This is a genomic window from Corynebacterium sp. KPL2830, from assembly GCF_040225635.1.
Lineage (GTDB): Bacteria > Actinomycetota > Actinomycetes > Mycobacteriales > Mycobacteriaceae > Corynebacterium.
Genome location: NZ_JBEHFR010000003.1, coordinates 104,012 through 127,850 on the forward strand (window position 1 = coordinate 104,012; position 23,839 = coordinate 127,850).

The window sequence follows — 23,839 nt, forward strand, 5'->3', positions numbered from 1 at the left end:
AGCTATATGCCGACTATTCAATTCGATGTATTGGTTCCAGATGAGCAAGCGGACCGCGTGGAGGAAATTTTCACCACTGCCACCGATAAGCTGGTAGCGGGCGGATCGCTTACCTCCGCCGAGGTTACTCGCCCGGCAGATCCCCAGTTCCCTGAGGGCTTGGAGGAACAACTGCAGCAAAATTACCGCGATGAACATGAAGAGCGCGATTTAGAAGGAGCGCACGCCCACCGCTATAACATCGCGGTGGAGGGGGCGACCGGCTCCGTGAACCAGCTGGCTATGGTGCTGTCGCGTTTGCTCACGCCGCACGCCGTATTGCCCAAGGATCATGTGCTGCTGGAGGATGAGTTGGCGCATGAGCGCCCCGCCATCTTTCCGTGGACGGTCGAGATTCGCCCTTAGCCCAGCTGCTTGACGATGTCCCGGGCGGCCCTAGCCAGCTGCTCCGGCATCCCTCCTTCTTGATCTAGCTCCGCGGTGAAGTGCTCGGTGTCCTGATTGATGGCCCCGGCAATGATGCCAACCGGGGTAGAGGACTCCGCCGCCAGGTCCGCGACGGTGCCGACGACCTTGCCGGTTAAGGATTGCTCGTCAAACGCGCCTTCGCCGGTGATGACGAGGTCCGCCTGAGAAATGGCATCCGCGAGACCAAGGGCCTTCGCCACGTGGGCCCCGCCAGAAACGACGCGGGCGTGCTCATCGGTGCCCCATAGCGTGCGAGAAAGCCAGGTAAGGCCGATGGGGATGCCGCCTGCCGCACCGGTAAATTCAGTCTCTGGATCTGTGCCGGTGACCTTGCACAATTGGAGAAGTGCACCTGCAAGCAGGGCAACCTGCTCGCCCTCTGCGCCTTTTTGTGGCCCGTACATGGTGGCTGCCTGCATGGCCTTAGCCCGGGTATCGGCCAAGAGCGTGAAATCAACCATGCCCGCTTTGATGTTTAATTGCGCGGTATCGATGGAATCGAGCTGCACCAATGGGGCGCCGCCCTTGGGCAGGGCATAGCCGCGTGCATCGTGGGCGGCGGCGCCGAGGGCCGCAAGGATGCCCATGCCACCGTCGATGCTGGCCGTGCCGCCAAGGCAGAGCACGATGGAGGTGGCGCCGCGGGATTGGGCATCGGCAAGCAGCACGCCGGTGCCATAAGAATCCGCGTGGAGGGGATCGAGCGCGTCGCGGACCGCGGGCAGTCCGGTGGCGGCGGCAACGTCGATGAAGGCCGTGTGCCCAGCGAGGAAATACTGCGCTTCGGTCAAGCGCCCCACCGCATCCGTGGTGGGAAGGGTAATGGTCTGGGTTTCTTGCCCGCCCGCCGCGGCGGCCTGGGCCAGCACCTGTGCGGTGCCTTCGCCGCCATCGGCCATTGGCAAGGTGGTGACGGTGGCGGTGGGGCAGTGCTGGCGAATTCCGTTGGCGATTCCGGCTGCGGCTTCTGTGGCAGAAGCGGTACCTTTAAAAGAGTCAGGCGCGACGACAATATGCATGCCCGCGATTATAAAGCCCGCGACCCGCACCGCGGCTTTTTGCTAGGAATCCGAACGTCCTACAGAAAATATTTATCTTTATTGCCGCAGGTGAAAGCGGGTAATTGGGGGACTGAGAAATAATTGTACTTGCATTATCGGTAGATTGATAGGAAACTAGTTCCTGCTAGTCAAACTCCACGAGAATGGGATTTATACACTATGTCTGTTGATAGCCAGATTTCTGAGTACTACGACAAGCTACTCAAGCGCAACGCCGGTGAGCCGGAATTCCACCAGGCGGTGTCCGAGGTGCTGGATTCGCTCAAGATCGTCCTGGATAAGGACCCACACTACGCAGACTACGGTCTGGTTGAGCGCCTGTGTGAGCCAGAGCGCCAGCTCATCTTCCGCGTCCCATGGGTTGATGACAACGGCGAGGTGCAGGTCAACCGCGGCTTCCGTGTGCAGTTCAACTCCGCGCTCGGCCCGTACAAGGGCGGTCTGCGTTTCCACCCCTCGGTAAACCTGGGCATCATTAAGTTCTTGGGCTTTGAGCAGATCTTTAAGAACTCCCTGACCGGCCTGCCCATCGGTGGCGGCAAGGGTGGCTCCGACTTTGACCCGAAGGGCAAGTCTGAGCAGGAAGTTATGCGCTTCTGCCAGTCCTTTATGACCGAGCTGCACCGCCACATCGGCGAGTACCGCGACGTTCCTGCCGGCGATATCGGCGTTGGCGGCCGCGAAATCGGCTTCCTGTTCGGTCAGTTCCGCCGTCTGACCACCCAGCACGAGTCCGGCGTCCTGACCGGCAAGGGCCTGACCTGGGGCGGTTCCTTGGTACGTACCGAGGCCACCGGCTTCGGTGCCGTCTACATCACCGAAGAAATGATGAAGACCCACGGCGAGTCCTTCGACGGCGCCAAGGTCATCGTGTCAGGTTCCGGTAACGTTGCCATCTACGCCGCCGCAAAGGCACAGGAACTCGGCGCTACCGTCGTCGCAATGTCTGACTCCTCCGGCTACATCACCACCCCGAATGGCGTGGACGTTGACCTGCTTCGCGATGTCAAGGAAGTTCGCCGCGAGCGCATCTCCACCTACGCCAAGGAAGCTGGCAACGGTGTGGAGTTCCACGAGGGCGGCAATATCTGGGACGTCCAGGCTGATGTTGCACTGCCGTGTGCAACCCAGAACGAGCTCGACGGCGAGTCCGCCAAGAAGCTCGTCGAGGGCGGCGTCCGCTACGTTGCAGAGGGTGCCAATATGCCGTCCACCCCGGATGCGGTACACGTATTCCAGGACTCCAAGATCAACTTCGCACCCGGCAAGGCTGCCAACGCCGGTGGCGTGGCAACCTCTGCACTGGAGATGCAGCAGAACGCATCCCGCGACTCCTGGTCCTTCGAGTACACCGATGACCGCCTGCGCGGCATCATGAGCAACATCTTCAAGAACATCGACAACACGGCCAAGGAATACGACCGTGAAGGCGACTACGTGGCTGGCTCCAATATCGCCGGCTTCAAGAAGGTGGCTGACGCCATGCTGGCACAGGGCGTTATCTAAACTCCCTTAACCCACGGCTCCCCATTTCCCCGCACCCGCGGGGAGACGGGGAGCTTTTGCATTGCTGCGGCACGTGCTTTCGCCCTTTGGTGGCTCGGTGGCCAGCCCTAGAAGGATCGGGTTGGTCTTGAGTTAGAGCCACGCGGACAATGCGGCTGAATGCGCCAGTGCCGCAGGTATGTGGAGGGAAAATGGGTTAATCGCACACGGGAAGCGAATTGAACTCGGAGAGCTTTAGCCTTCGTTGCATTGGCCTGAGGATCCAGGGCGCGCCCTCCACACAATGCGGGGTGGCGCGTTGTAGAATTCCCAGCATGTACCGTGTCTTTGAATCCCTTGATGAATTAGTTCAGCATTTGGAGCAGGCTTCTGGCTTTCCCATGACCTCCAATTGCTTGGTTCCCCGCCATGAGATGCTGGCGCTTCTCGATGACCTGCGCAACGCGCTGCCCGTAGAAATCGACGATGCGCAGGATGTTTTAGACAAGCAAGACGAGATTATCCGCGGCGCCGAAGAGCGTGCGGATAACACCATTAATGAGGCGTCTGCGGAGGCCACCGACATGGTGAGCCAGGCGCGCCAAGAGGCCGATACCACGGTTGCGCAGGCAGAAGAACATGCGCAGCGGCTAGTGGCCGATGCCGAGGCACGCGCCCAGTCCACCGTTGAGCAAGCCCGCGCAGATGCAGACCGCACCATTGCTCAGGCCAACGAGGAATACGAACGCTCGGTGGCTGAGGGCCGCCAAGAACAAGAACGTTTGGTCTCTGAGTCTGAAGTCGTCCGCCGTGCCAACGAAGAAGCCAACCGGATCGTGGAGACCGCATACACCGAATCCAACCGGCTGCGCACGGAGTGCGATGACTTTGTAGATAGCAAGCTTAGCGAATTTGAAAGTTCCCTCAGCGGCCTCCTGCGCACCGTAAACTCCGATCGTTCCGCGCTGCGCGGTGGGGCCGGCGTGCGCTCTCGCGGCGGCGACTACCTGCCGTCCACGAACGCCGGTTCTTCCCGCGGTGGTGCTAGCGCCCCGCGCTATGGTGAGGGCGACGGCTACGAGCGCCGCTATACCGAGCGCTAACCGCTCTGGCGAAAAGGCACGACGCTTAAAAAGTCCTGCTGCACGGGTGATTTGCGAAAACCGCGTCGCCGTGCAGCAGGACTTATTGTGCCTGTGGGAAGCTAGACCGAGCTGCGCGAGTTGGAATAGCGCGGCGTGGGGGACGATGAGGGGGCATCGGCAAGCGCGGCGTCAGCAGTATTCGTAGCAGGGTGAGGGCGCTGGTTCTGGACCGCTACGAAGGCTACAATCCCCGCGCTGACCAGGCCGGGGAAGAGGAAGGTGACCAGGGATGTGGTGAAGTAGGAGGTGAGCGAGGTCATCGAGCCGCTCATAAAGTCTTGGGGGAAGAACATCGCGCTAAGACTAATAACCGCGCCTGCGGTAAGGAACATCGTGCCGACGCTAAGCAGCGCGCAGGCAAGGGCTTCGCGCGAAAGCCACGTGATGGCGGCGGCGCTGGCGGAAAAAACTAGGGCGCCGGTAAGTACTGTGAGGTCGAGTCCGGAAGGGATGACCAAAATCGCGCCGGCGATAAGCCCCGCGCACAAGCTGAGGATGAGGGCGGAGGAAAGGCGCAGGCCCCTGTCGCCGTAGATGCCGGAGTGGTCGGCCTTGGGCAGGCGATGGAGGACTGCCCCAGAGATGACCAAGAAGGTGGCGGGAAGGCAGCACAACACTCCGAATCTAGGAGCGATAGCGCTCAAATCTCCTGAGGCCGCGGCCAAGTGGTAAGTCATGCTTTCAGGCTAAGGCCGCCGCGGCCTGCAGGAAAGGGAAAACCGGCAAGCCATAGCGCTTTATGCCCAAACCTTCAGTTTCTTGCCAGAAAATGCGGTCGTGCCAGCAACTACGCGGAGTTTGCGAGGCAGGGTAGACTACCAACTGTTATGACATCTCCATTGAAGTTCGATGTGGGCGAATTACTAAACGCCCAAGGCACTGACGCAATGCCGGAACAACGCACCCAGACGGGCCCTGCACCGGAAAGGATCGGCGTGGAAATGATCGCCATCCCCAAAGGCGAAGATCTCACCGTTGCCGCGACCCTGACCCCGCTGGGTTCAGGCGTTCTGGTTGATGCGGATATCTCGGGCGTTCTCACGGGCGAGTGTGCGCGCTGCTTAAAAGAGCTCCACCCGCAGCTGGATTTGCACGTAACCCAGGTCTTTGCCGCCGATGAATCCTTTGTCAGCGGCGATGAAGCCGATTCTGATGATGCCGGTTCGGGCGATGAAATCCCAGAAATCGAAGACGATGAGCTGGATCTGCTCCAGGCGGTCATCGATGAAGCCGGCCTGAACCTCCCGTTCGCCCCCGTCTGCGAAGACGGCTGCGATATTCAGACCCCAGAGGGTGTGACCACCGGAATTTCTGGGGAAGAAGAGGAAGAGGAGAAGGTAGACCCGCGCTGGGCCGGTCTGGAGAAGTTCCTATGAGCCGCAAGAAGAAGCTAACCGGGCACGAGGCATGGGAGGCCGCCTTTGCGGCGGTGGACCACAGCTCGCTCTTGGAATCGCTCGGGGTTGGTCTGGAACCAGAAAACCTGCGCTTGGCGCTGACGCACCGCTCTTTTGCCAATGAAAATGGGCACCTGCCTAATAATGAGCGCCTCGAGTTCTTGGGCGATGCTGTCTTGGGCCTCTCGGTGGCCGCGAAGCTGTACGTGACGTATCCATCGCGCCCGGAATCCGATATCTCTAAGATGCGCGCGTCCATTGTCTCGCGCTATGGGCTTTCCGATATCGCGCGTGAAATCAACCTGGGCCCGCATATCTTATTGGGCAAGGGCGAACAGTCCACCGGTGGCCGCGATAAGGACTCCATCCTGGCAGATACCACCGAGGCGATTTTCGGCGCCATTTACCGCGAGCACGGCTTTGAAACCGCCCGCGATGTCATCCTGCGCCTCTTTGCGGAAAAGATCGATAATGCCTCCGTCAGCGGCCGCCACTTGGACTGGAAGACCACCTTGCAGGAGCTGTGCGCTGAGTTAAAGGCGCCCATGCCGGTCTATTCGGCTACCGCCACCGGCCCGGAACACGATCAAACCTTTAGCGCCGTTGCCACCGTCGCCGGGCTGACCGTGGGAAATGGGCAGGGCCACAATAAGAAATTAGCGGAGCAGCAGGCCGCGCAAGAAGCATGCCAAACCCTGCGCGAAACCCCATTGCTGGTGCAAGGGACCGCCCATAAAGAAGGCTAAATAATGCCAGAACTGCCCGAAGTGGAATCGGTGCGCCGCGGGGTGGAAACCTACGTCGTGGGTAAAGAAATTACATCGGTAGACATTGCGCACCCACGGGCGAACCGCGGCCAAGATGAACCGCTGGCGGGCCTTGTCGTGGGCAAGGAAATCGCCGCGGTGGCCCGCCGCGGTAAATTCATGTGGCTGGAATTCGTGGGGGAGGACCCGATGGATAGCCACCGCTACGTGCTTTTTATTCACTTGGGCATGTCGGGGCAGCTGCGTATCGGCCACACCGACTCCCCGCACCGCCGCATCACGGTAGTACTTAGCGATGCCACCGAGCTGCACTTCGTGGATCAGCGCACCTTTGGATACTGGCTGTATGCGCCCTGGTCCACGATCTCGCATATCGGTTTAGATCCCCTGGAACCCGATTTTGATATCGCCAGCGCTGCGCGCCGCCTGCGGAAGAAGAAAACCGCGGTAAAAACGGCGCTGTTGGATCAAACGCTGGTATCTGGCATTGGCAATATCTACGCCGATGAAGCGCTGTGGGCAGCGCGCATTTCACCGCGCAAGAAAGCTTCAGCCCTGCGGCAAAAAGACGCCGTGGCGCTATTGAGCGCGGCACAGACCGTGATGTCTGCCGCCCTCAAAGCGGGGGGAACGAGCTTTGATTCTTTGTACGTTAACGTCAACGGTGAATCCGGCTATTTTGCGCGCTCCCTTGCGGCCTATGGCCGCGCTGGCCAGCCATGTTCCCGCTGCGGCACGACCATTGCGCGCTCCGTCATCGGGGGCCGCTCGAGCCATTATTGCCCCCATTGCCAATAGGGCTTTACCTGTGAGGTTCACGTTGTGCACCTTCAGGCAGTAAATTAATCCGCATGGAATTTCTCGAAAATGTCGTCACGACATTTAACGATGGCGTGTGGACATACATCCTGCCCTGGCTGCTCATTGGAGCGGGCCTTCTATTCGGTGCGCGCACCGCAGTGGTGCAGATTCGCAAGGTGCCCGATATGCTCCGCGCCGTGGTCGAGCGCCCCAAAACCGACGACGAGGATGAGGGCGCAGGAAGCGGGGGAATCTCCGCATTTAAGGCATTTACCATCTCTGCTGCCTCGCGCGTGGGCACCGGCAACGTTGCCGGCGTCGCGGTGGCCATTTCGCTGGGCGGTCCTGGCGCCGTCTTCTGGATGTGGATCATCGCCCTCCTCGGCGGCGCTACCGCCTTTGTGGAATCCACCTTGGCGCAGCTGTGGAAGGTCCGCAATGGCGATACGTACCGCGGCGGTCCGGCCTACTACATGAAGCGCGGGCTGGGCTGGGGCCCGCTCGGCGTTCTTTTCTCTATCGCCATCGTCTTTACCTTCGGCTTGGTCTATAACTCCTTCCAGACCAACGCCATCGCAGAGGCCGTGGCCTTTTCCTTCGGCCGCGAAGACGATGCCACCTTTGGCTCCATCATTGGCATCATCATCGCGATTGCCGCGGGCCTCATCATTTTTGGCGGAGTAAAGCGCATTGCCAATATCACCCAGGTGGTCGTTCCGTTTATGGCCCTGGCGTACCTGCTCATCGGTGGCTTCGTGGTCATTACGAACTTTGACAAGGTCCCGGGCATGCTGGGCGATATCATCGGCCACGCGCTCGGCTTTAAGGAAATCGCCGGCGCGAGCATCGGCGCCGCGATGATGAAGGGCATCCAGCGCGGCCTGTTTTCCAATGAGGCCGGCGAGGGTTCTGCCCCTAACGCGGCGGCTACCGCCACCGTCTCCCACCCGGTCAAGCAGGGCCTGGTGCAGACCTTGGGCGTGTACTTCGACACCATCGTGGTCTGTACCATTACCGCCTTCCTGATCTTGCTTGGCCCGGAGGTTGCCTACGGCGAAGAGGCCGAGGGCGTTTCCCTTACCCAGGCGGCCTTGTCCGCCGAGGTTGGCCACTGGGGTATTCACTTCGTCAGCTTCATCTTGTTCTTCCTGGCCTTTTCTTCCATCTTGGGCAATTACTACTTGGCAGAGGCCAACCTGGAGTACCTCACCACCAATAAGACGGTGCTCAATACCTTCCGCCTCGTGGTGCTGTTCTTCGTCTGGTTCGGCGCAGTCGGATCCCTGCCATTGGTCTTCGCCCTGGCGGATACCGGTGCGGCGACGATGGTGATTCTGAATATCATCGCCATTGTTCCGCTATCCGGCGTGGCCATTCAATTGCTGAAGAACTTCAACGAGCAGCGCAGTAAGGGCATCGATCCGGTCTTCCACCGCGATATGCTTCCCGATGTCCCCGGCGTGGAGTGCTGGGACGGTTCTGACCCCGTGACCCGCCGCAGCGACGCGGACCGCAAAATCTTGCGCGATCGCGGCGAGGCCGATCGCTACTAATAAGGAAGGTGCAGTGACATGGAAAGAATGACTGCCTTTGTGCACGGCAACGTGCAAGGAGTGGGCTTTCGCTGGTGGACGCGGTCGCGCGCACTGGAATTAGGCCTTTCTGGGCATGCGACCAACCTGGCAGACGGCCGAGTGCAGGTTGTCGCTGAGGGCCCGCGCGCAGACTGTGAGAAGCTCCTAGAACTTTTGCAGGAGCAACCGAGCACCACCCGCCGCCCCGGCAGCGTCGATCTCGTGGTCGAGCAGTGGGCCGCTGCAAAGGGCGAAAGCGGCTTTGTCGAGCGCTAATAGCCAACCCAATGCTGGCTGCAACTCGTGTCTGAACGGCTTGCTACACTATCCCAAATGCACCTGAAATCGCTGACGCTCAAAGGCTTTAAGTCATTCGCGTCGGCGACGTCTCTCAAATTTGAGCCGGGCATCTGTGCTGTTGTCGGCCCGAATGGTTCCGGCAAATCCAACGTGGTCGATGCCCTTGCCTGGGTCATGGGAGAAGCTAGCGCGAAAACCCTGCGCGGCGGCAAGATGCAAGACGTCATCTTCGCCGGGGCAGGCGACCGCAAGCAATTGGGCAGGGCCGAGGTCACGCTCACCATCGATAATGCCGATGGTGCGCTACCCATCGAGTACTCCGAAGTATCCGTTACCCGCCGCATGTTCCGCGATGGCGCGAGCGAATACGAAATCAACGGGGCCAAGGCCCGGTTGATGGATATCCAGGAGCTGCTTTCTGATTCCGGCATCGGCCGGGAGATGCACATCATCGTGGGGCAGGGCAAGCTTTCTGAAATCCTGGAATCGCGCCCCGAGGATCGCCGCTCCTATATCGAGGAAGCCGCCGGCGTGCTGAAACATCGCCGCCGCAAAGAAAAGGCCCAGCGCAAGCTTACGGGCATGCAGGCCAATTTGGACCGCCTGCAGGATTTGACCGATGAGCTGGGAAAACAGCTAAAACCCCTGGCGCGGCAGGCAGAGGCCGCCCAGCGCGCGGCGACGGTGCAGGCGGATGTGCGCGATGCGCGCCTGCGCTTGGCCGGAGACCGCATCGTCGGCCTGCGGCAGAAGCTTTCCGCTGCCGAGCTGACCGCGACAGCGCTATCTACCCAGGTGGAAGAGACCACGGCGCAGCTCGAAGAAGCGACCGAGCACCAAATGGAGCTGGAAACCCAGCTGGAGGAGGTCACCCCGCAGGCAGAAGCTGCCCAAAAACTGTGGTTTGATCTCTCGACCTTGTCCGAGCGCATTGCGGCGACCCAGCGCATCGCAGAGGAGCGGGCGGATAATGCCGGGTCCCAGGTCGCCTATGCCGGCCAGGATCCGGATGATCTTGAGGCCAAGGCGACGCGCGCGGACGAGGAGCACGAGGAGCTCGTGGTAGCGGCAGAAGAAGCTGCGGAGCGGTTAGAAAGCATTCGGGAGGAAGTGGCGGAGCGTCGGCAAGCATTCGAGGCCGCCGAGCACGAACATATGGCACAGGTGCGCGCCATTGCGGATCGCCGCGAGGGAGTTGTGCGCCTTTTTGCCGCCGAAGAAAAGGCGGCGGGGCAGGTAGCCAGCGCGGAAGAGGAGTTGGCGCGGCAGGAAGAGGCCGTGGCTTCGCTGCAGCGCCGCACCCAGAATGCGCAGGCAGAAGCCGCTGAGGTAGCGCAGAAGTTGGATAATTATGCCGCGGAGCGCCAGCCTTTGGAGGAGGCGCATACGCGGGCTGCCAGCGAGTCCGGTGCTGCCGATAAGCGCTTGGATCAGCTCCGCGATGCCCAGCGCGAGCGCGAGCGCAGTGTCTATACGTTGCGGTCCCGCATCGATACGCTGTCCCAGACCATCCCCGAGTCGGTCGAGGTGGGCGAAGAATTCCAGCCATTGGCCGCGTATATTTCCACCACCTATGAATCGGCGGTTGCGGCCGCGTTGGGCACCTTCGCAGAGGCGCAGGCGGGGCAGTTGACCGAGGGCTTGATTGCGGATCTGGAGAAGGGCCCGCGCTCGGCGCTGCTGGATGCGGCGGCGGCAGCGCCTGCGAACTCGTGGCGCGTCGATGCCGATCTGCCGCCGCAAGCCTCCTGGTTGCTGGATCACGTCACGGTGCAACCTGAGGTTTCGGCGGCGTTGCACCGGCTGCTTGCCGATGTCGTCCTTGTCCCCGATATTGCCCACGGCCGGCGCCTCGTGGCCGATGATCCGCGCCTGCGCGCCGTGACCGCGTCCGGGGTTGTCATCGGCGAAGGCTGGGTCGAGGTCGGCACCGGTTCCTCGTCTACCGTGGAGGTCACCGCCCGCATCGCGGAGGCTGAAGAAGAGCTAGAGCAGGCAAATCAAGCCCTGCACGAGCTTTCCGGCACTTTGGAAGGTGCAAAGATTGCCGCCGAGGATGCCCGCGTGACGGCCGCGTCCGCCAAGGCCGCGTTGCGGGAGCACGATACCGAAGTTGATGCCTGGAAGCGCGATCATCACCGCCTGGAGAAGCAGTACGAGGCCAATAAGGCGGAGCTGGAAAAGTCCGCGCAGCGCGCCACTGAGATCGAGGTGCGGCTGCAGAAAGCCAACCAGGAGCTTGCCGATGCCCGCGATAGGCTCGCCCGCGTCGACGCCGACGATCAACCAGACGAGCCCTCGTCCGCCGATAGGGATGCCGCCTCGGCCGCGCTGGAAGAAGTTAAATCCATGGAAATGGAGGCCCAAGTCGCGGCCCGATCGGCGCAAGAGCGCGTGGGCCAAGTTGCCGGCAAGGCCGATAGCTTGCGGCGCCAGGCCCAACACGAGCGCCAGGCAAAGGCCCGCCATGAACAGGCCATGGCTCGCCGTAAGGCGCAGGGGCAATTGGCATCGGCAGTGGCACGGCATGCACAGGATTTGGCCGCGCGGGCGAACCAGCTTTTAAGCCGCGCCACCTCTGAGCGCGATGAGTTTGTCCACGAGCGCAACTCCTTAAATTCCCAATTGCAGCAGGCCAAGCAGGCGGTATCGGCCGCACGCCAAAATAGCGACCGGCTAACGGCGCGGGCGCACGAAGCAGAACTGGCCCGCTCGCAGGCACAGGTGCGCCTGGATGAAGCGGAAAAAAAGATTGGCGAACAGTTGGGCATCGCCATCGCTGACCTGCTGCGCGATTTCACCCCGGGCGAAGACTTTGACCGCAGTGCGGAAAAGTCGCGGCTGCAGCAGGCGGAAAAGGATTTGAATTCCTTGGGCAAGGTCAACCCCTTGGCCCTGGAGGAATATAAGGCGCTGGAGGAGCGATACAGCTACCTGTCCACACAGCTCGATGACGTCATCCAAGCCCGTAAGGACCTCGCCGGGGTGATTTCGGACGTGGATAAGCAGATCTTGCAGCTGTTTACCGATGCCTGGCGGGATGTGGAAGCCGAATTTCCCAAGGTATTCAATACCCTCTTCCCGGGTGGAGAGGGCCGGTTGATCCTTACCGAGCCAGAAGACATGCTCACCACCGGCATCGAGGTAGAAGCCCGCCCGCCAGGCAAGAAGGTCAAGCGCCTCTCGCTGCTTTCCGGCGGCGAGAAATCCCTTACCGCACTGGCCATGCTCGTCGCGATCTTCCGCGCGCGCCCCAGCCCGTTCTACGTCATGGATGAGGTCGAGGCAGCGCTTGATGATGTCAACCTGCGCCGGCTCATCGCCCTATTCGAGGAACTGCGGAAGGATTCCCAGCTCATTGTCATCACGCACCAGAAGCCGACCATGGATGTGGCCAATGTCTTATATGGCGTGACCATGCGCGGCGATGGCATCACCCGGGTCATTTCCCAGCGCATGAATCCAGCCGGACTCGCGCCAGGAGCCGAGCAAGCGAGCCAGGATGCGACACGGCTGGGGGTTGATGCGCCGCAATCAGGTGGTACGCAGCAGTCAACGGAATAGAAGATTTCGCCGCCTTTATGTGCCGCAAGCCCGAAAGGCTGGCACTATAGAGGCATGAATTCTTTATGGTTATGGATCGGCATAGCAATCGTTGTGATTGTGCTGATTGTCGTCTTTATTGCAATCGGCAAAAAGCGCGGTGAATCCAAGAAGGTTTCTTTCGAGAAGCCCAAGGAAGAAGAGCCTAAGCAGCTAACGCAGGAGCAAAAGTCCGGCAATTACCAGGCCAAGTCCGGCTTTAACTTTGCCCCTGCGGGCTCAAAAGAACCCGAGAAGGTAGCCCAAGAAAAGCCACAGCAGGCCCAACCGCAGCAGGCTAAGCAGGAGCAGCAGCCGGAGTCCTCGGAGAAATCGGAGCCGAGCGCCACCGATATCGCCAATGCGCAGCTCAACGGCGAAGAGCCACCGGCGGCCAAGCGGCCTGAACCGACCAAGGATGAGGACGCTGCACCCGAAAAGGCAGCCACGCAGGAAGAGCCGCAGAGTCAAGAACCTGCGGCCGGTGAGCAGCCAAAGAAGTCCGCAGAACCTGAGCAACCTGCAGAAGACGACGGCGCTGGCGATAAAGTTAAGGCCGAGTCCGAGCCTGCCTCCACTCCGGAACCGGAATCCAAGCCTGCGGCGGATAAGCCTGAAGACAAGGGCGGTGCCGGTACGGCAGCAGCAGCGGCCGCCGCTGGGGGAGTCGGCGCCGCTGGTGCTGCAGCTTCTGCGGATCGCAAGGAGTCTGCAGCAGATGAGGCAAAGGATCATTCTGACAAGCCGGATTCCGCGCAAGCTTCCGCACCTGCTTCCGGAAATACAGAAGTAGAGGATAAAGAAGTAAAGGACAGCGAGCACGCCGCTCCAGCTGCGGCTGAGAAGCCCGCGGCAGAAAGTGCGGACGACCACCACCGCGGCGAGCCGGACCATGAAGAAAAAGACCCGGAAGACGTTGTATCCGTCGAGGCCGCCGAGGTAGAAGACGAATCGCCGGTCTTCGATGCGGTGGTAGATGATAAAGACGCTGACCACATCGAAGAACGCGTTGATAACCACGAGGAAGCCGAAGAAGCTGCGGCTGCCGCCGATGCACAAACGGATGCTGCGGAAGCAGCTAAGGAACAAACCCCGGTGCCAGATGGCGAACCTGCTGCGGCGGCCCAGCCCACCGAGGACATCGCTCCGGCGGGAGGCCGCCTCGGCCGTCTGCGCGGGCGCCTCTCTCGTTCCCAGAACGCCATCGGCCAAGGCCTGATGGGAATTCTTTCCGCCGGCGATCTGGACGAAGACGCTTGGGAGGAGATCGAAGATACCCTCATCATGGCGGATCTGGGCACCAAGTCCACGATGAAGGTCACCGATTCATTGCGCGACAAGATTGCTGAGCGTGGCGTGTCGAGCGAGGAAGAGGCCCGTGCCATGCTGCGTGAATGCCTCATCGAGGCCTGCCACCCAGAAATGGATCGCTCCATTCGCGCGATGCCCAATGACGGTAAGCCTGCCATTGTCATGGTCGTGGGTGTCAACGGCACCGGTAAGACCACCACCACCGGTAAGCTTGCCCGCGTCCTCGTATCGATGGATCACAGCGTTCTGTTGGGTGCGGCAGATACCTTCCGTGCTGCGGCTGCAGACCAGCTAGAAACGTGGGGACGCCGCGTGGGCGCCGAAACCGTGCGCGGCAAGGAAGGCGCAGACCCAGCCTCCGTGGCCTTTGATGCCGTGGCCACCGGCGTGGAACAGCAGGTCGATGTCGTTTTGGTCGATACGGCCGGCCGCCTGCACACCTCGACGGACCTGATGGATCAGCTGGGCAAGGTCAAGCGCGTCGTAGAAAAGAAGACCGAGGTTGATGAGGTCCTCTTGGTTCTCGATGCCACGGTGGGCCAAAACGGCCTGGCACAGGCTCGCATTTTCCGCGAGGTCGTGGATATTTCCGGCGTGGTGCTCACCAAGCTGGATGGCACGGCGAAGGGCGGCATCGTCTTCCAAGTGCAAGAGGAATTGGGCGTTCCAGTCAAGCTTGTGGGCTTGGGTGAGGGCGCCGATGACCTTGCGCCATTCGAAGTTGAAGGATTCGTCGATGCCTTGTTAGGTGAGAAATAGGGTCTTCTCCCTCAATCGTTTTAGATAACTCCCCAGTACCTGGCTGCTCATAAAATGAAGTAGTCGCGGGTGCTGGGGAGTTTTTCGTGCCTATGTGCCTTGCAGGTATGTCCTGCGAGCATGAGGAGCCGTGGATTGCTGTGATCTGCATTGGGCTGGTGAGCAATGGTAATCTGGTAGGGCTGTATTTAGTGATTCGGTGCGAAATTCGCATCAATCCAAGACCAAGGTTCGTGAGGCAAGTATTTCGTGACGCTACTTTTTGCTGTCCTCCTCGCAGCATTGGCAGTGATCTTGGCACCGGTGACCGTAAAGGTCATGGACCGACAGGCGGGCTATCCACTAGCCGTCCTCTTTCTCATCGCAGCGGTGCTCATTGCTAAGGATTTTTCTGCCATTGCAGCGGGGGAGGAACTCAGTTTCCAAGCCACCTGGGTACGCGATTTTATTGCACCGGGGGTTGATGTAAGTTTCGCTCTGCGTGGAGATGCTTTGAGCATCTTCTTCGCCATGTTGGCTCTTGTCATTGGCGCTGTTGTGCTGACGTACTCGGCAGCGTATCTCCCGAAAAATGAGGGAAATACGAGCTTTTATACATTGATGACGGCGTTTACGCTGTCCATCTTGTTGCTGGTTCTGGCCAATGACGTTGTTGTCCTATTCCTCGCCTGGGAGCTTGTCTCCTTGGCTTCTTTCATGCTCATTGCGCGTTCTGGCTCCGGGGGAGAGGCGGGTTCACAGCGCACCTTAATCCTGACGTTCATCGGTGGCCTTACGCTATTGACGGCATTGGGCATCGCCGCAGTGACCACCGGTTCGACCACCATTTCTGAGATCCTCGCATCCTCGGTATGGGATGAGCGCCCCGGCGTGACCGCGAGCGTTGCCGTGCTCATCGCGGCTTCTGCTTTTACCAAGTCTGCTCAATTCCCATTCCACTTCTGGCTGCCAGAAGCCATGGCCGCCGCGACGCCTGTCTCGGCGTTCCTGCATGCCGCTGCCGTGGTCAAGGCGGGTATTTACCTGCTCATTCGCTTCTCCACGGTCTTCTACGATGTCGCGGTATGGAACTGGGTGCTCATCGTCGTCGGTATGGGCACGGCTGTTATGTCCGCGGTATTCGCGGTGCAAAAGACGGACCTGAAGAAGCTGACCGCTTATTCCACCGTGTCTCACCTGGGTTGGATTGTGGCCACCATCGGTGTCGGTACCCCGTTCGCTATTGGGGCAGCACTGGTGCACACCTTGGCACACGCGCTCTTTAAGTCCTCGCTGTTCATGCTCATCGGCGTCATTGACCATGAAGCGGGTTCGCGCGATATCCGTCGCCTTGGCCCGCTGTGGAATAAGATGCCGTGGACGTTTGGCTCTGTCGTCATCGGCGCCGCCTCCATGGCTGCGGTTCCTCCGCTGCTGGGCTTCGTGTCCAAGGAAGGCATGCTTACCGCCTTCGAAGACGCCCCCATTGGCGGCGCAGGCCAAGCAATCCTGCTTGCCGTGGCAGGTATCGGTGCCTTCTTTACCTTCACCTACTCGGCAAAGATCGTCTTCGGTGCATTCTTCGATGGGCCGCGCTCTATGGACGATGTCCACGAAGCCCCAGTTGCCCTATGGCTTCCCGCGGCGCTGCCGGGCTTTATGTCCTTGCCGCTCGTCTTCGTCTTGGGCATCTTCGATGAGCCTTTGGAGCATGCCGTTGGCGCCGTGGGCATGGAAACGCATTCTCACCTTGCGGTATGGCATGGAATCAACGTGCCATTCATCATCTCGATTCTCGTGCTGGTGGCCGGTATCGCTGGTCTCTTTGCCCGCAAGAAGATGTGGCCGGCTTTCGAGGGCCGGAACTTCATGCCGCGCAGCGGCAACGAGCTCCTGCAAAGCCTGCAGGATGGCTGCGCCAAGCTCGGCCAGGTATTGGGCAAGATGTCCGATTCCCACAACCCGTCCCGGCACATCCTGCCGATTGTCATCGTGATTATCGTCCTCGCCGGTACTACCTTGTTTGGTGAGGGCGTCGACGGCGTACCGCTGCAACCGCGCGTCGATGGTCTCGATAACCCGTGGGACCTGCTGCCGTTGGGCATCATTGCCTTGTCCGTATTCGGGCTGGTTCGTACCAAGAACCGCCTTACTGGTGCCGTCATGATCGGCATCGCAGGTACGGGCGTTACCTTGCAAATGTTCCTCTTGGGTGCACCGGACGTCGCGCTGACCCAGTTCATGGTGGAAGCCTTGTCCGTGGTCGTCATGATGATGGTGCTGCGTTACCTGCCGGAGACCTTCCAGCCGGTTACTGATAAATCCCGCAGGGTAGGCTCCATCGTTATCGCCGTATTGGCCGGTATCGCTGCCTTCCTCGGCGTGTGGGGCCTGATGGGCCGCCACGAACGCTCGGATTTGGCGCTGTGGTACCTCGACGAGGCACCGGATATCACGGGTGGCGATAACGTCGTGGCCACCATCATCGTGGAATTCCGTGCACTCGATACTTTGGGCGAGCTGTCCGTGTTGGGCATGGCCGCCGTCGTTATCGCAGCCATTACCACGACGCTGCCGCGCTTCCCGTTCAGCTCGGGTACGCGCCCAGCGCCATTCGGTCAGTCGCAGCTGAACTCCGTGCCGCTGCGCAAGGGAATCAATATTGTCATTCCTTTGCTTATCATCATGTCCGTCATCGTCTTCTTCCGCGGGCACAATGCCTCCGGCGGCGGATTCCCCGCGGCGCTCATCATGGGTGCGGCCATTGGCCTGACCTATCTGTCCCGCGGTTCCGATGAAATCGTCTTTGGCCGGATGACCCCAGTGCACCTCACTGGCATCGGCATCATTACGGCGCTATTGGCAGGCTTTATTGGCTACTGGCACGACGGCTTTGGCAATGGTGGTTTCCTCACCGCGCTGCACGGCGAAGCCTTTGGCCAGCACTGGACGACGTCCCTCATCTTCGATCTCGGTATTTACCTGGCCGTGTTGGGCATGCTCACGATGGCCATCAACGCCTTGGGCGGTTACCTCAGGCCAGGTACTGAGCGGGACTTCCTGCCGTGGATTCATGACGATGACTCGGCCCTGCCGGCCACGCCGCGCATTGCCGTTGAGGATGCGGACGATCCGTACCCAGACCCAATCAATCCGTCGACGGATCCGCTCGCTTTGCTGAGCCCCAAAGAGGCAAAGACAAAGACAAAGCAACGTCGCCGTTCTAACGCCAACCGAGGAGGGGAGAAGTAATGATTCTCGCGTTAACTATCGCCATCCTCATCGGTGGCGCCGTCTACCTCATTCAGCAACGCGGCCTGGTCCGCATTGTGTTGGGCATGATGGCATTCGGCCACGGTGCCAACCTGACCTTGTTGGCCACTGGCGTGTACTCCTACCGAGGCGAAGCATTTCCCTCAGAGGTACCCCACGATCAAATGGCCGATCCGCTACCGCAGGCATTCGTGCTGACGGCCGTTGTTATCTCCATGGCAACCTCGACCATCCTGTTGACCATGGCTGCGATGGGCAAAAACGATGACACCGATGTGGTAGAACCCGTCGATGACAACACCATCGATCACGCATTTTCTACCTTGGGCCGCGATGCCCAGAACCGTGCGATCTTGGAAGAATCCGCGAATGAGCTCGATCGCATTGGCCGGGTAGACCACGACACCCCCGTGGCTGAGCGCGGGGTAAATAGGAAGAAGGAGGATGAAAAATAATGGCTGATGTTGTAGCCCAACTTCTTCCGCTTTTCCCGGGCATTCCGCTCATTGCCGCGGCTCTCGCCTTGCTGGCGCCGTGGCGCGCCGTCCGCGATGCGATCATGCTCATCATCCCCGGGGTCGGTGTCTTCGCAGGCCTGGGACTGTTGATCTACACCATGAACAATGGGGTAGTGGCGCATACCGTGGGCCTCTACGTAGGAAATGTGGGTATTCCGCTCGTTGCGGATGCCTTCTCCGCGCTGATGATCATCACCACGATGATCGTGGCCTTTGGCGCTAACTGGTTCGCCATCGTGGGCGGGGAGACGAAATCCCGTTATTACCCTTCGCTCACGCTGATTCTTATCACCGGTGTATGCGGTGCGCTGCTAACCGCTGACCTCTTTAACTTCTTCGTATTCATTGAGGTCATGCTGCTGCCTTCCTACGGCCTTATCACCATGTCTGGTACGTGGTCGCGCTTGGCGGCAGGACGCGCGTTCGTCCTCGTTAACCTTTTTGCCTCCACGCTGCTGGTCGTTGGTGTCGGCTATATTTATTCCGTCACCGGCTCGGTTAACCTGGCTGCCTTGCAGGGAGCCGCCGCGGGCAACGGTCCAGTGACCGTCGCCGCGGGCATTATCCTTATTGCGATTACCGCCAAGGCCGGTGTCTTCCCGGTGCAGTCTTGGTTGCCGCGTACCTATCCAGGCACGTCGGCTGCAGTGATGGGCCTTTTCTCCGGCCTGCACACGAAGGTCGCCGTCTACATGCTCTACCGGCTGTACGTGCAGCTTTTCGATCTCGAGCAGCGGTGGAACGTCCTTATCATCGTCCTGATGCTGATTTCGATGATGATCGGTGCCTTTGGTGGCCTGACGGAAAAGACCATTCGCCGCGTGCTGGGTTACCAGATGCTCAACGGCATGCCGTTCATCTTGGTGATGTTGGCCTTTACTTCGGAAGACCCAAGCCGCGCCCTGGCCGCCGGTATCATGTATACAATTCACCACATGGTCACCGTCGGCTCGTTGATCTTGGCTTCTGGCGCCATCGAAGAGACCTACGGCACGGGTGATTTGACCAAGCTATCCGGCCTCGCGCGCCGCGATACCATCATCGCCTGGATTTTTGCCGCTGGTGCTTTCTCCGTTGTGGGCTTCCCGCCATTCTCCGGCATGTGGGGCAAGCTCATGATCGTCTTTGAGGTCGCGCGCAATGGCGGCGCTTGGGCCTGGATTGCAATTGCAGTCATCATCATCGCCTCCTTCGCAGCATTCTTGGCGATGTTGCGGGTCTGGCGCGAAGCCTTCTGGGGACAGGATTTGCCCTCGGACAAGGTTCCCGATGAGCTCATCATCCGCAAGAAATTGATGGCGCCTTCCGCAGCGCTCATCTTGGTCTCGCTGGGCATGTTCATTTTCTCCGGCGTGGTTATTGATGCGGTGGAAACCGCAGCCGAGCAACTGCTGGACACGACGGCTTATACTGACACCATCTTGGGCGATGATTCAGCCGCACTACCTAATATCGATGACATTCAGGAGGGCCGATAAATGCATGCCGTAGCTTATGCACTCTGGCTCATCAAGGAGATTTTCGTTGCTGGGTTCACCCTGGCGATGTCAGCATTTAAGCCCGATAACGAATACCACCCGGTGATCATCCGGTATCCACTGCGCGTTACCAGCGCCTGGGAGATTTTCTGGTTCACCTCTTCCATTACCGCTACCCCTGGCACGCTGTCCTTGGGACTGCGCGAACCACCGCGCAAGGGCTTGCCCCGCATCGTGCTAGTACAAGCGGTACAGGGTTCCGATCCTGCGGCGATTGTGGCTGACTTGGCCGAGATGGAAGAGCACTTGGCACCGCGCGTTAAGAGCATCGACTATGGCGTTCCTGGGCAAGGGGATACGACGGAGCTTGATGAGGCTTTCTACGAATTCCCCTTGGATACCCTCGGCCGCTATATGCGCTCGCCGGACCTCGCGCGGGCGGAGGACACTCCACTTTCGGAGAGCCAAGCGGACGTCGAAAAGCCCAAGCACCTCGCCCGGAAAATTCAACGCAGGAAGGAGACCGACCGATGATTGATTTTGCAACATTGTCCCCATTCGGTTGGGTTGTACTGGTGTGCGTGTTCATCATGGGCGGGGCCGCCTGGTGCGGGGTGCTATTAGCGCTGCGCACCCGCGATGAGCTCACCCGCGCGGTGATGTCAGACATCGTCTTTTACGGCATGATCTGCATGTACCTCGGCTGGTCAATGATCAACAATGCCCCCTTGGCCTATGACATTGCCTTGATTGGCGCCATCGCGGCCGGTATTTTGCCGACCTTGTCTATGGCCCGCATTATTTCGAAAGGTCGGCGATAAGTCATGGCTGTTTATGAGATTATTGCTTCGGTTCTGCTCATTGTCGCCACCATCCTTGTGGTGGCAACCGTGGTCTCCTTGTGGCGCGCGCCGGATGCCTTGACCCGTGCCAACCTGATGGGCCCGACCGTGGGTTTGGCGGTGCCGCTTATTATCGTCGCCAAGCTCGTGGTGGATTTTGGCCAAGATGGCTTTTCTTTGGGCCTTCTTATCAAGGGCCTCATCGCTTGCTTTGGCGTGTGGATTATCGGCTCGGTGGGTTCGTTCTACCTGGGACGTTCCATCTATGGCGTTGCGGTTACTGACGTCAAGCACGCCAAACACAATAATGAGAAAATCCAGACCGTCTATGCAGATGAAGACGAAATCTAGGGTTGTTCTTTCCTCATGAGTAGCGCGGGTGCGTACCTCCTCCAAGGAGGGGTGCGGCCCGCGCTTCTTTTGCGCTGCCGCGGTGCTTAGCGCAGCGGGTCCTAGCTTGATTTACCGATTGCCACCGTAATTCGGGCACATTCGGAAGTTGGGCGGGGTTAGACTGGAACGCAGCATATCCGCGCCAGGTTTGGCCGCTGAACTTTACTTTTCTTCAGGAGGATTAAATGAAACTAATTACCGCCATTGTTAAGCCGTTTACTCTGCCGGATATCCGGGAGGCATTAAAACAGCAGGATGTGCACGGCCTTACCGTGACCGAAAGCCAGGGCTTTGGGCAGCAGAGCGGGCACAGTGAGGTTTACCGCGGTGCCGAGTACGCGACGGACTTTGTGCCCAAGGTGAAACTTGAAGTTTTGACCGCTGATGACCAGGTGGAAGACCTCATTGATGCCATCGTGGATGCCGCTTATACCGGTAAGATTGGCGATGGCAAGATTTGGATTACTCCGGTAGAAGACGTCATCCGCATCCGCACCGGGGAGCGCGGCGAGACCGCCCTGTAATTACAGATGGTGGCAGCATCCGCTCTTCGCAGCGAAGCTTATGCAGCGGCGGTGCGCATAGTCCAGGGTTTGGACCTGCCGCCGCACACGGCGCTAGCAGCAACCGGCTCTTTAGCCCGCCAGGAGATGACTCCCTATTCCGATATCGATGTCATCTTGATTTTCCCAGAGGACCATGAGCCAGATGCCAACCTGGTAGAGGACTTGTGGTATCCGGTCTGGGATGCCAAGTATCGGCTGGACTTCGCCCTGCGTACCCCGCTGGAGTGCGCCGAGATTGCCCTGCAGGATGCCTCGGCTGGCTTCGCTCAATTGGACCTGACTTATATCGCTGGCGATAAGCCGCTTGTCGATGACGCCCGTCAGCGCCTCCTGCATGCCTGGCGGCGGCAGCTGCAGCGGGGCTTTGATAGCTTCGTCGATATCGCCATCGCCCGGTGGAACCGCTCCGGTGCCGTCGCCACCATGACCAACCCAGACTTAAAAAACGGGCGTGGGGGATTGCGTGATATTCAGCTCCTGCGCGCTTTAGCCCTGGGCAACTTGTGTGATCTGCCCGCGCTGGAGGAAGAGCGGCGGCTGCTACTCGATGCCCGGACCCTGCTGCACGTCAAGGCCCGCCGCCACCGCGATATTTTGGATCCGGACTTCGCCGCAGACGTTGCCGATGAATTGGGCTTTAGCAGCCGCTATGAGCTCACGGCGGCGTTGGTCACTGCGGCATCTGCTGTCGATGAGGCGGTAGAGCGTAGCTTGGCCACAGCCCGCGGCGTTTTGGGTAGCCGCAGCGCTGGTCCGGCGCAGGGGCGAGACCGCGTGCGACGCCCCCTCGATGTGGACGTCGTGGCCGATGGTGCCGTTATCTCCCTGGCTCGCACACCCAATTGTGAAGATCCATGGTTATTGACCCGCGTCGCGGCGGCCGCGGCGCGGACGGGCTATTCCGTCTCGGCGGCGACGTGGCGAGCACTGCAAGAGCTGCCGCCCCTGCCGGAGCGGTGGCCGCGGGCGGCCGTCGATGACTTTTTCGCGATCCTTTCCTCGCCGTCCCATACCCCACGGGTGATTGCGGAGTTGGATCGCTATGGGCTGTGGGAGCGCTTGGTCCCCGAATGGGGCCATGTGCGCGGATTACTGCCCAGGGAACGAAGCCACATGCATTCCGTGGATTATCACTTGGTTGCCACAGTGACGCGCTGCGCCGAGGTGCGCACATCTGTGGCCCGCCCAGATCTCCTCCTCTTGGCTGCGTTGTACCACGATCTGGGCAAGGGCCATGACCGCCCGCACGAGCAGGTAGGGGCAGAGCTGGTGGCGCGGCAGGCAGCGCGCATGCGGTTTAATCTTGCAGATATTTCCCGCGTGCAAACCGTGGTGGCGGAACATACGAGCCTGGCGCGATTGGCGGCGACGATGGATCCGAGTTCGGACGCCGCGCGCGATGCCCTATTAAATGCGTGCCATTATGACCAGTTGACCATTTCGCTGCTTGCCACCTTATCCAAGGCGGATGCCTTATCGACGGGCCCTGGGGTTTGGTCCGCTCGCACCGCTCAGGCGCAGGCCCTGATCGTGGCCCGCGCCTTGGAGGCCAATAAGCCACGCATAGTGACCCGCCCCATAGTGCGTGTTCCGCAGGATGATTACGGGGTAGGCCTTGCGGTCGATTGGCAAGAGGAAGTGGTCACCGTGACGTGGTCCGGCGCCAATAAGGCAGAGTTTAAGCGCATTTTTGCGTTGATATCTGCCCTGGGATGGACCATCGTGCGGGCCAATTTCGTGCGCGGTGATGCTGGTGACTATCAGGCGGAATTTGTCATCCGCACCGTGCAAAAGACGCTGAGGGAGGCCGCGGAACCGGACAGGTTTATCCAGTCCTATAATTCGCGGACGTACACCGAGCTTCCCGAGATCGCAGGTGAGCCCACGACGGCGGCGTTTAACGTTGGCGGAATCTTAGAGATTCGCACCGTGGAGAGAATAGGCGCGTTGGGCTATCTGGTGGAGGCTTTGCCGGAGTTTATGTGGCTGCGCCATGAGATTTTGGGCGCCACGATGATTGTGCACGTTTTCTTTGGCGCTTCGGTTTCTCGCGCCCAGGTGGTGGGGAATGTGACCAGGGCCCTGGCTAGGGACTAAGATTGAATAATTGAACTTTAGATCGATCTAATTTAAGGGAGCG

Annotated in this window: 20 protein-coding genes; 18 read left to right on the forward strand and 2 right to left on the reverse strand. The window is 60.0% G+C overall.

The annotated features are described in order from the left end of the window. The first annotated feature begins 6 nt into the window (after positions 1–6). On the forward strand, positions 7–405 hold the full coding sequence (locus tag ABRP87_RS02120) for a hypothetical protein (RefSeq protein ID WP_239269987.1): 399 nt from the start codon (positions 7–9) through the stop codon (positions 403–405). On the opposite strand, the gene ABRP87_RS02125 is transcribed toward ABRP87_RS02120, so the two are convergent. Further along, a complete protein-coding gene (locus ABRP87_RS02125) occupies positions 402–1,487 on the reverse strand; it encodes a glycerate kinase (protein WP_349862769.1) in 1,086 nt (361 codons plus the stop codon). The two genes, ABRP87_RS02120 and ABRP87_RS02125, sit on opposite strands and share 4 nt — an antisense overlap. Positions 1,488–1,688: 201 nt before the next feature. Here ABRP87_RS02125 and gdhA point away from each other — a divergent pair, with 201 nt between their 5' ends. Continuing rightward, positions 1,689–3,035: an NADP-specific glutamate dehydrogenase gene (gene gdhA / locus ABRP87_RS02130; RefSeq protein ID WP_023022958.1), complete on the forward strand. Its 1,347-nt coding sequence runs from the start codon at positions 1,689–1,691 to the stop codon at positions 3,033–3,035. Positions 3,036–3,349: 314 nt separating this feature from the next. Further along, a complete protein-coding gene (locus tag ABRP87_RS02135; protein ID WP_349852713.1) occupies positions 3,350–4,117 on the forward strand; it encodes an SPFH domain-containing protein in 768 nt (255 codons plus the stop codon). Positions 4,118–4,218: 101 nt separating this feature from the next. Here the strand turns inward: ABRP87_RS02135 and ABRP87_RS02140 are convergent, their stop codons facing one another. Beyond that, positions 4,219–4,836: a hypothetical protein gene (locus tag ABRP87_RS02140; RefSeq protein ID WP_349867436.1), complete on the reverse strand. Its 618-nt coding sequence runs from the start codon at positions 4,834–4,836 to the stop codon at positions 4,219–4,221. 150 nt (positions 4,837–4,986) lie between these two features. Here ABRP87_RS02140 and ABRP87_RS02145 point away from each other — a divergent pair, with 150 nt between their 5' ends. The 15 genes from ABRP87_RS02145 to ABRP87_RS02215 all read left to right on the forward strand — a co-directional run bounded on the left by ABRP87_RS02145 (position 4,987) and on the right by ABRP87_RS02215 (position 23,796). Continuing rightward, complete coding sequence (locus ABRP87_RS02145; protein WP_349867438.1) at positions 4,987–5,535, forward strand: YceD family protein; 549 nt, start codon at positions 4,987–4,989, stop codon at positions 5,533–5,535. Next, positions 5,532–6,302, forward strand: coding sequence for a ribonuclease III (rnc, locus tag ABRP87_RS02150; RefSeq protein ID WP_349867440.1), 771 nt, complete (start codon positions 5,532–5,534; stop codon positions 6,300–6,302). Before ABRP87_RS02145 ends, rnc begins: the two co-directional genes overlap by 4 nt. 3 nt (positions 6,303–6,305) lie before the next feature. Continuing rightward, complete coding sequence (gene mutM / locus ABRP87_RS02155; RefSeq protein WP_349867441.1) at positions 6,306–7,121, forward strand: bifunctional DNA-formamidopyrimidine glycosylase/DNA-(apurinic or apyrimidinic site) lyase; 816 nt, start codon at positions 6,306–6,308, stop codon at positions 7,119–7,121. A 53-nt stretch (positions 7,122–7,174) separates the two neighbouring features. After that, a complete protein-coding gene (locus ABRP87_RS02160; RefSeq protein WP_349867442.1) occupies positions 7,175–8,677 on the forward strand; it encodes an alanine/glycine:cation symporter family protein in 1,503 nt (500 codons plus the stop codon). 18 nt (positions 8,678–8,695) lie between these two features. Then, positions 8,696–8,974, forward strand: a complete 279-nt coding sequence (locus ABRP87_RS02165; RefSeq protein ID WP_284609118.1) for an acylphosphatase — start codon at positions 8,696–8,698, stop codon at positions 8,972–8,974. A 57-nt stretch (positions 8,975–9,031) separates the two neighbouring features. Further along, positions 9,032–12,562 (forward strand): chromosome segregation protein SMC, encoded by a 3,531-nt coding sequence (smc, locus tag ABRP87_RS02170; RefSeq protein ID WP_349867444.1) that lies wholly within the window; start codon positions 9,032–9,034, stop codon positions 12,560–12,562. Between the two features lie 54 nt (positions 12,563–12,616). Next, complete coding sequence (gene ftsY, locus ABRP87_RS02175; RefSeq protein WP_349867446.1) at positions 12,617–14,650, forward strand: signal recognition particle-docking protein FtsY; 2,034 nt, start codon at positions 12,617–12,619, stop codon at positions 14,648–14,650. A gap of 249 nt (positions 14,651–14,899) precedes the next feature. Further along, on the forward strand, positions 14,900–17,881 hold the full coding sequence (locus ABRP87_RS02180) for a DUF4040 family protein (protein ID WP_284630963.1): 2,982 nt from the start codon (positions 14,900–14,902) through the stop codon (positions 17,879–17,881). Further along, positions 17,881–18,357 (forward strand): sodium:proton antiporter, encoded by a 477-nt coding sequence (locus ABRP87_RS02185; protein WP_005278605.1) that lies wholly within the window; start codon positions 17,881–17,883, stop codon positions 18,355–18,357. The genes ABRP87_RS02180 and ABRP87_RS02185 overlap by 1 nt, the downstream gene beginning before the upstream one ends. Then, complete coding sequence (locus ABRP87_RS02190; protein ID WP_349867449.1) at positions 18,357–19,898, forward strand: monovalent cation/H+ antiporter subunit D family protein; 1,542 nt, start codon at positions 18,357–18,359, stop codon at positions 19,896–19,898. Before ABRP87_RS02185 ends, ABRP87_RS02190 begins: the two co-directional genes overlap by 1 nt. Next, positions 19,899–20,432, forward strand: coding sequence for a monovalent cation/H+ antiporter subunit E (locus tag ABRP87_RS02195; protein WP_349867451.1), 534 nt, complete (start codon positions 19,899–19,901; stop codon positions 20,430–20,432). It begins immediately after the preceding gene. After that, positions 20,429–20,719, forward strand: coding sequence for a cation:proton antiporter (locus ABRP87_RS02200; protein ID WP_005278611.1), 291 nt, complete (start codon positions 20,429–20,431; stop codon positions 20,717–20,719). Before ABRP87_RS02195 ends, ABRP87_RS02200 begins: the two co-directional genes overlap by 4 nt. Positions 20,720–20,722: 3 nt before the next feature. Next, positions 20,723–21,091 (forward strand): Na+/H+ antiporter subunit G, encoded by a 369-nt coding sequence (locus ABRP87_RS02205; RefSeq protein ID WP_126319319.1) that lies wholly within the window; start codon positions 20,723–20,725, stop codon positions 21,089–21,091. Positions 21,092–21,318: 227 nt separating this feature from the next. After that, positions 21,319–21,657: a P-II family nitrogen regulator gene (locus tag ABRP87_RS02210; protein WP_005278617.1), complete on the forward strand. Its 339-nt coding sequence runs from the start codon at positions 21,319–21,321 to the stop codon at positions 21,655–21,657. 6 nt (positions 21,658–21,663) lie between these two features. Continuing rightward, on the forward strand, positions 21,664–23,796 hold the full coding sequence (locus tag ABRP87_RS02215; RefSeq protein WP_349867454.1) for a [protein-PII] uridylyltransferase: 2,133 nt from the start codon (positions 21,664–21,666) through the stop codon (positions 23,794–23,796). Positions 23,797–23,839: the final 43 nt, after the last annotated feature.

Bases quoted from the DNA above. Each gene is read 5' to 3' on its own strand.
- rnc (WP_349867440.1), top strand. From the start codon at position 5,532: ATGAGCCGCAAGAAGAAGCTAACCGGGCACGAGGCATGGGAGGCCGCC.
- ABRP87_RS02200 (WP_005278611.1), top strand. From the start codon at position 20,429: ATGATTGATTTTGCAACATTGTCCCCATTCGGTTGGGTTGTACTGGTG.
- mutM (WP_349867441.1), top strand. From the start codon at position 6,306: ATGCCAGAACTGCCCGAAGTGGAATCGGTGCGCCGCGGGGTGGAAACC.
- ABRP87_RS02165 (WP_284609118.1), top strand. From the start codon at position 8,696: ATGGAAAGAATGACTGCCTTTGTGCACGGCAACGTGCAAGGAGTGGGC.
- ABRP87_RS02125 (WP_349862769.1), bottom strand. From the start codon at position 1,487: ATGCATATTGTCGTCGCGCCTGACTCTTTTAAAGGTACCGCTTCTGCC.
- ABRP87_RS02210 (WP_005278617.1), top strand. From the start codon at position 21,319: ATGAAACTAATTACCGCCATTGTTAAGCCGTTTACTCTGCCGGATATC.
- ABRP87_RS02135 (WP_349852713.1), top strand. From the start codon at position 3,350: ATGTACCGTGTCTTTGAATCCCTTGATGAATTAGTTCAGCATTTGGAG.
- ABRP87_RS02190 (WP_349867449.1), top strand. From the start codon at position 18,357: ATGGCTGATGTTGTAGCCCAACTTCTTCCGCTTTTCCCGGGCATTCCG.
- ABRP87_RS02140 (WP_349867436.1), bottom strand. From the start codon at position 4,836: ATGACTTACCACTTGGCCGCGGCCTCAGGAGATTTGAGCGCTATCGCT.
- smc (WP_349867444.1), top strand. From the start codon at position 9,032: ATGCACCTGAAATCGCTGACGCTCAAAGGCTTTAAGTCATTCGCGTCG.
- gdhA (WP_023022958.1), top strand. From the start codon at position 1,689: ATGTCTGTTGATAGCCAGATTTCTGAGTACTACGACAAGCTACTCAAG.
- ftsY (WP_349867446.1), top strand. From the start codon at position 12,617: ATGAATTCTTTATGGTTATGGATCGGCATAGCAATCGTTGTGATTGTG.
- ABRP87_RS02195 (WP_349867451.1), top strand. From the start codon at position 19,899: ATGCATGCCGTAGCTTATGCACTCTGGCTCATCAAGGAGATTTTCGTT.
- ABRP87_RS02120 (WP_239269987.1), top strand. From the start codon at position 7: ATGCCGACTATTCAATTCGATGTATTGGTTCCAGATGAGCAAGCGGAC.
- ABRP87_RS02215 (WP_349867454.1), top strand. From the start codon at position 21,664: ATGGTGGCAGCATCCGCTCTTCGCAGCGAAGCTTATGCAGCGGCGGTG.
- ABRP87_RS02160 (WP_349867442.1), top strand. From the start codon at position 7,175: ATGGAATTTCTCGAAAATGTCGTCACGACATTTAACGATGGCGTGTGG.
- ABRP87_RS02185 (WP_005278605.1), top strand. From the start codon at position 17,881: ATGATTCTCGCGTTAACTATCGCCATCCTCATCGGTGGCGCCGTCTAC.
- ABRP87_RS02145 (WP_349867438.1), top strand. From the start codon at position 4,987: ATGACATCTCCATTGAAGTTCGATGTGGGCGAATTACTAAACGCCCAA.
- ABRP87_RS02205 (WP_126319319.1), top strand. From the start codon at position 20,723: ATGGCTGTTTATGAGATTATTGCTTCGGTTCTGCTCATTGTCGCCACC.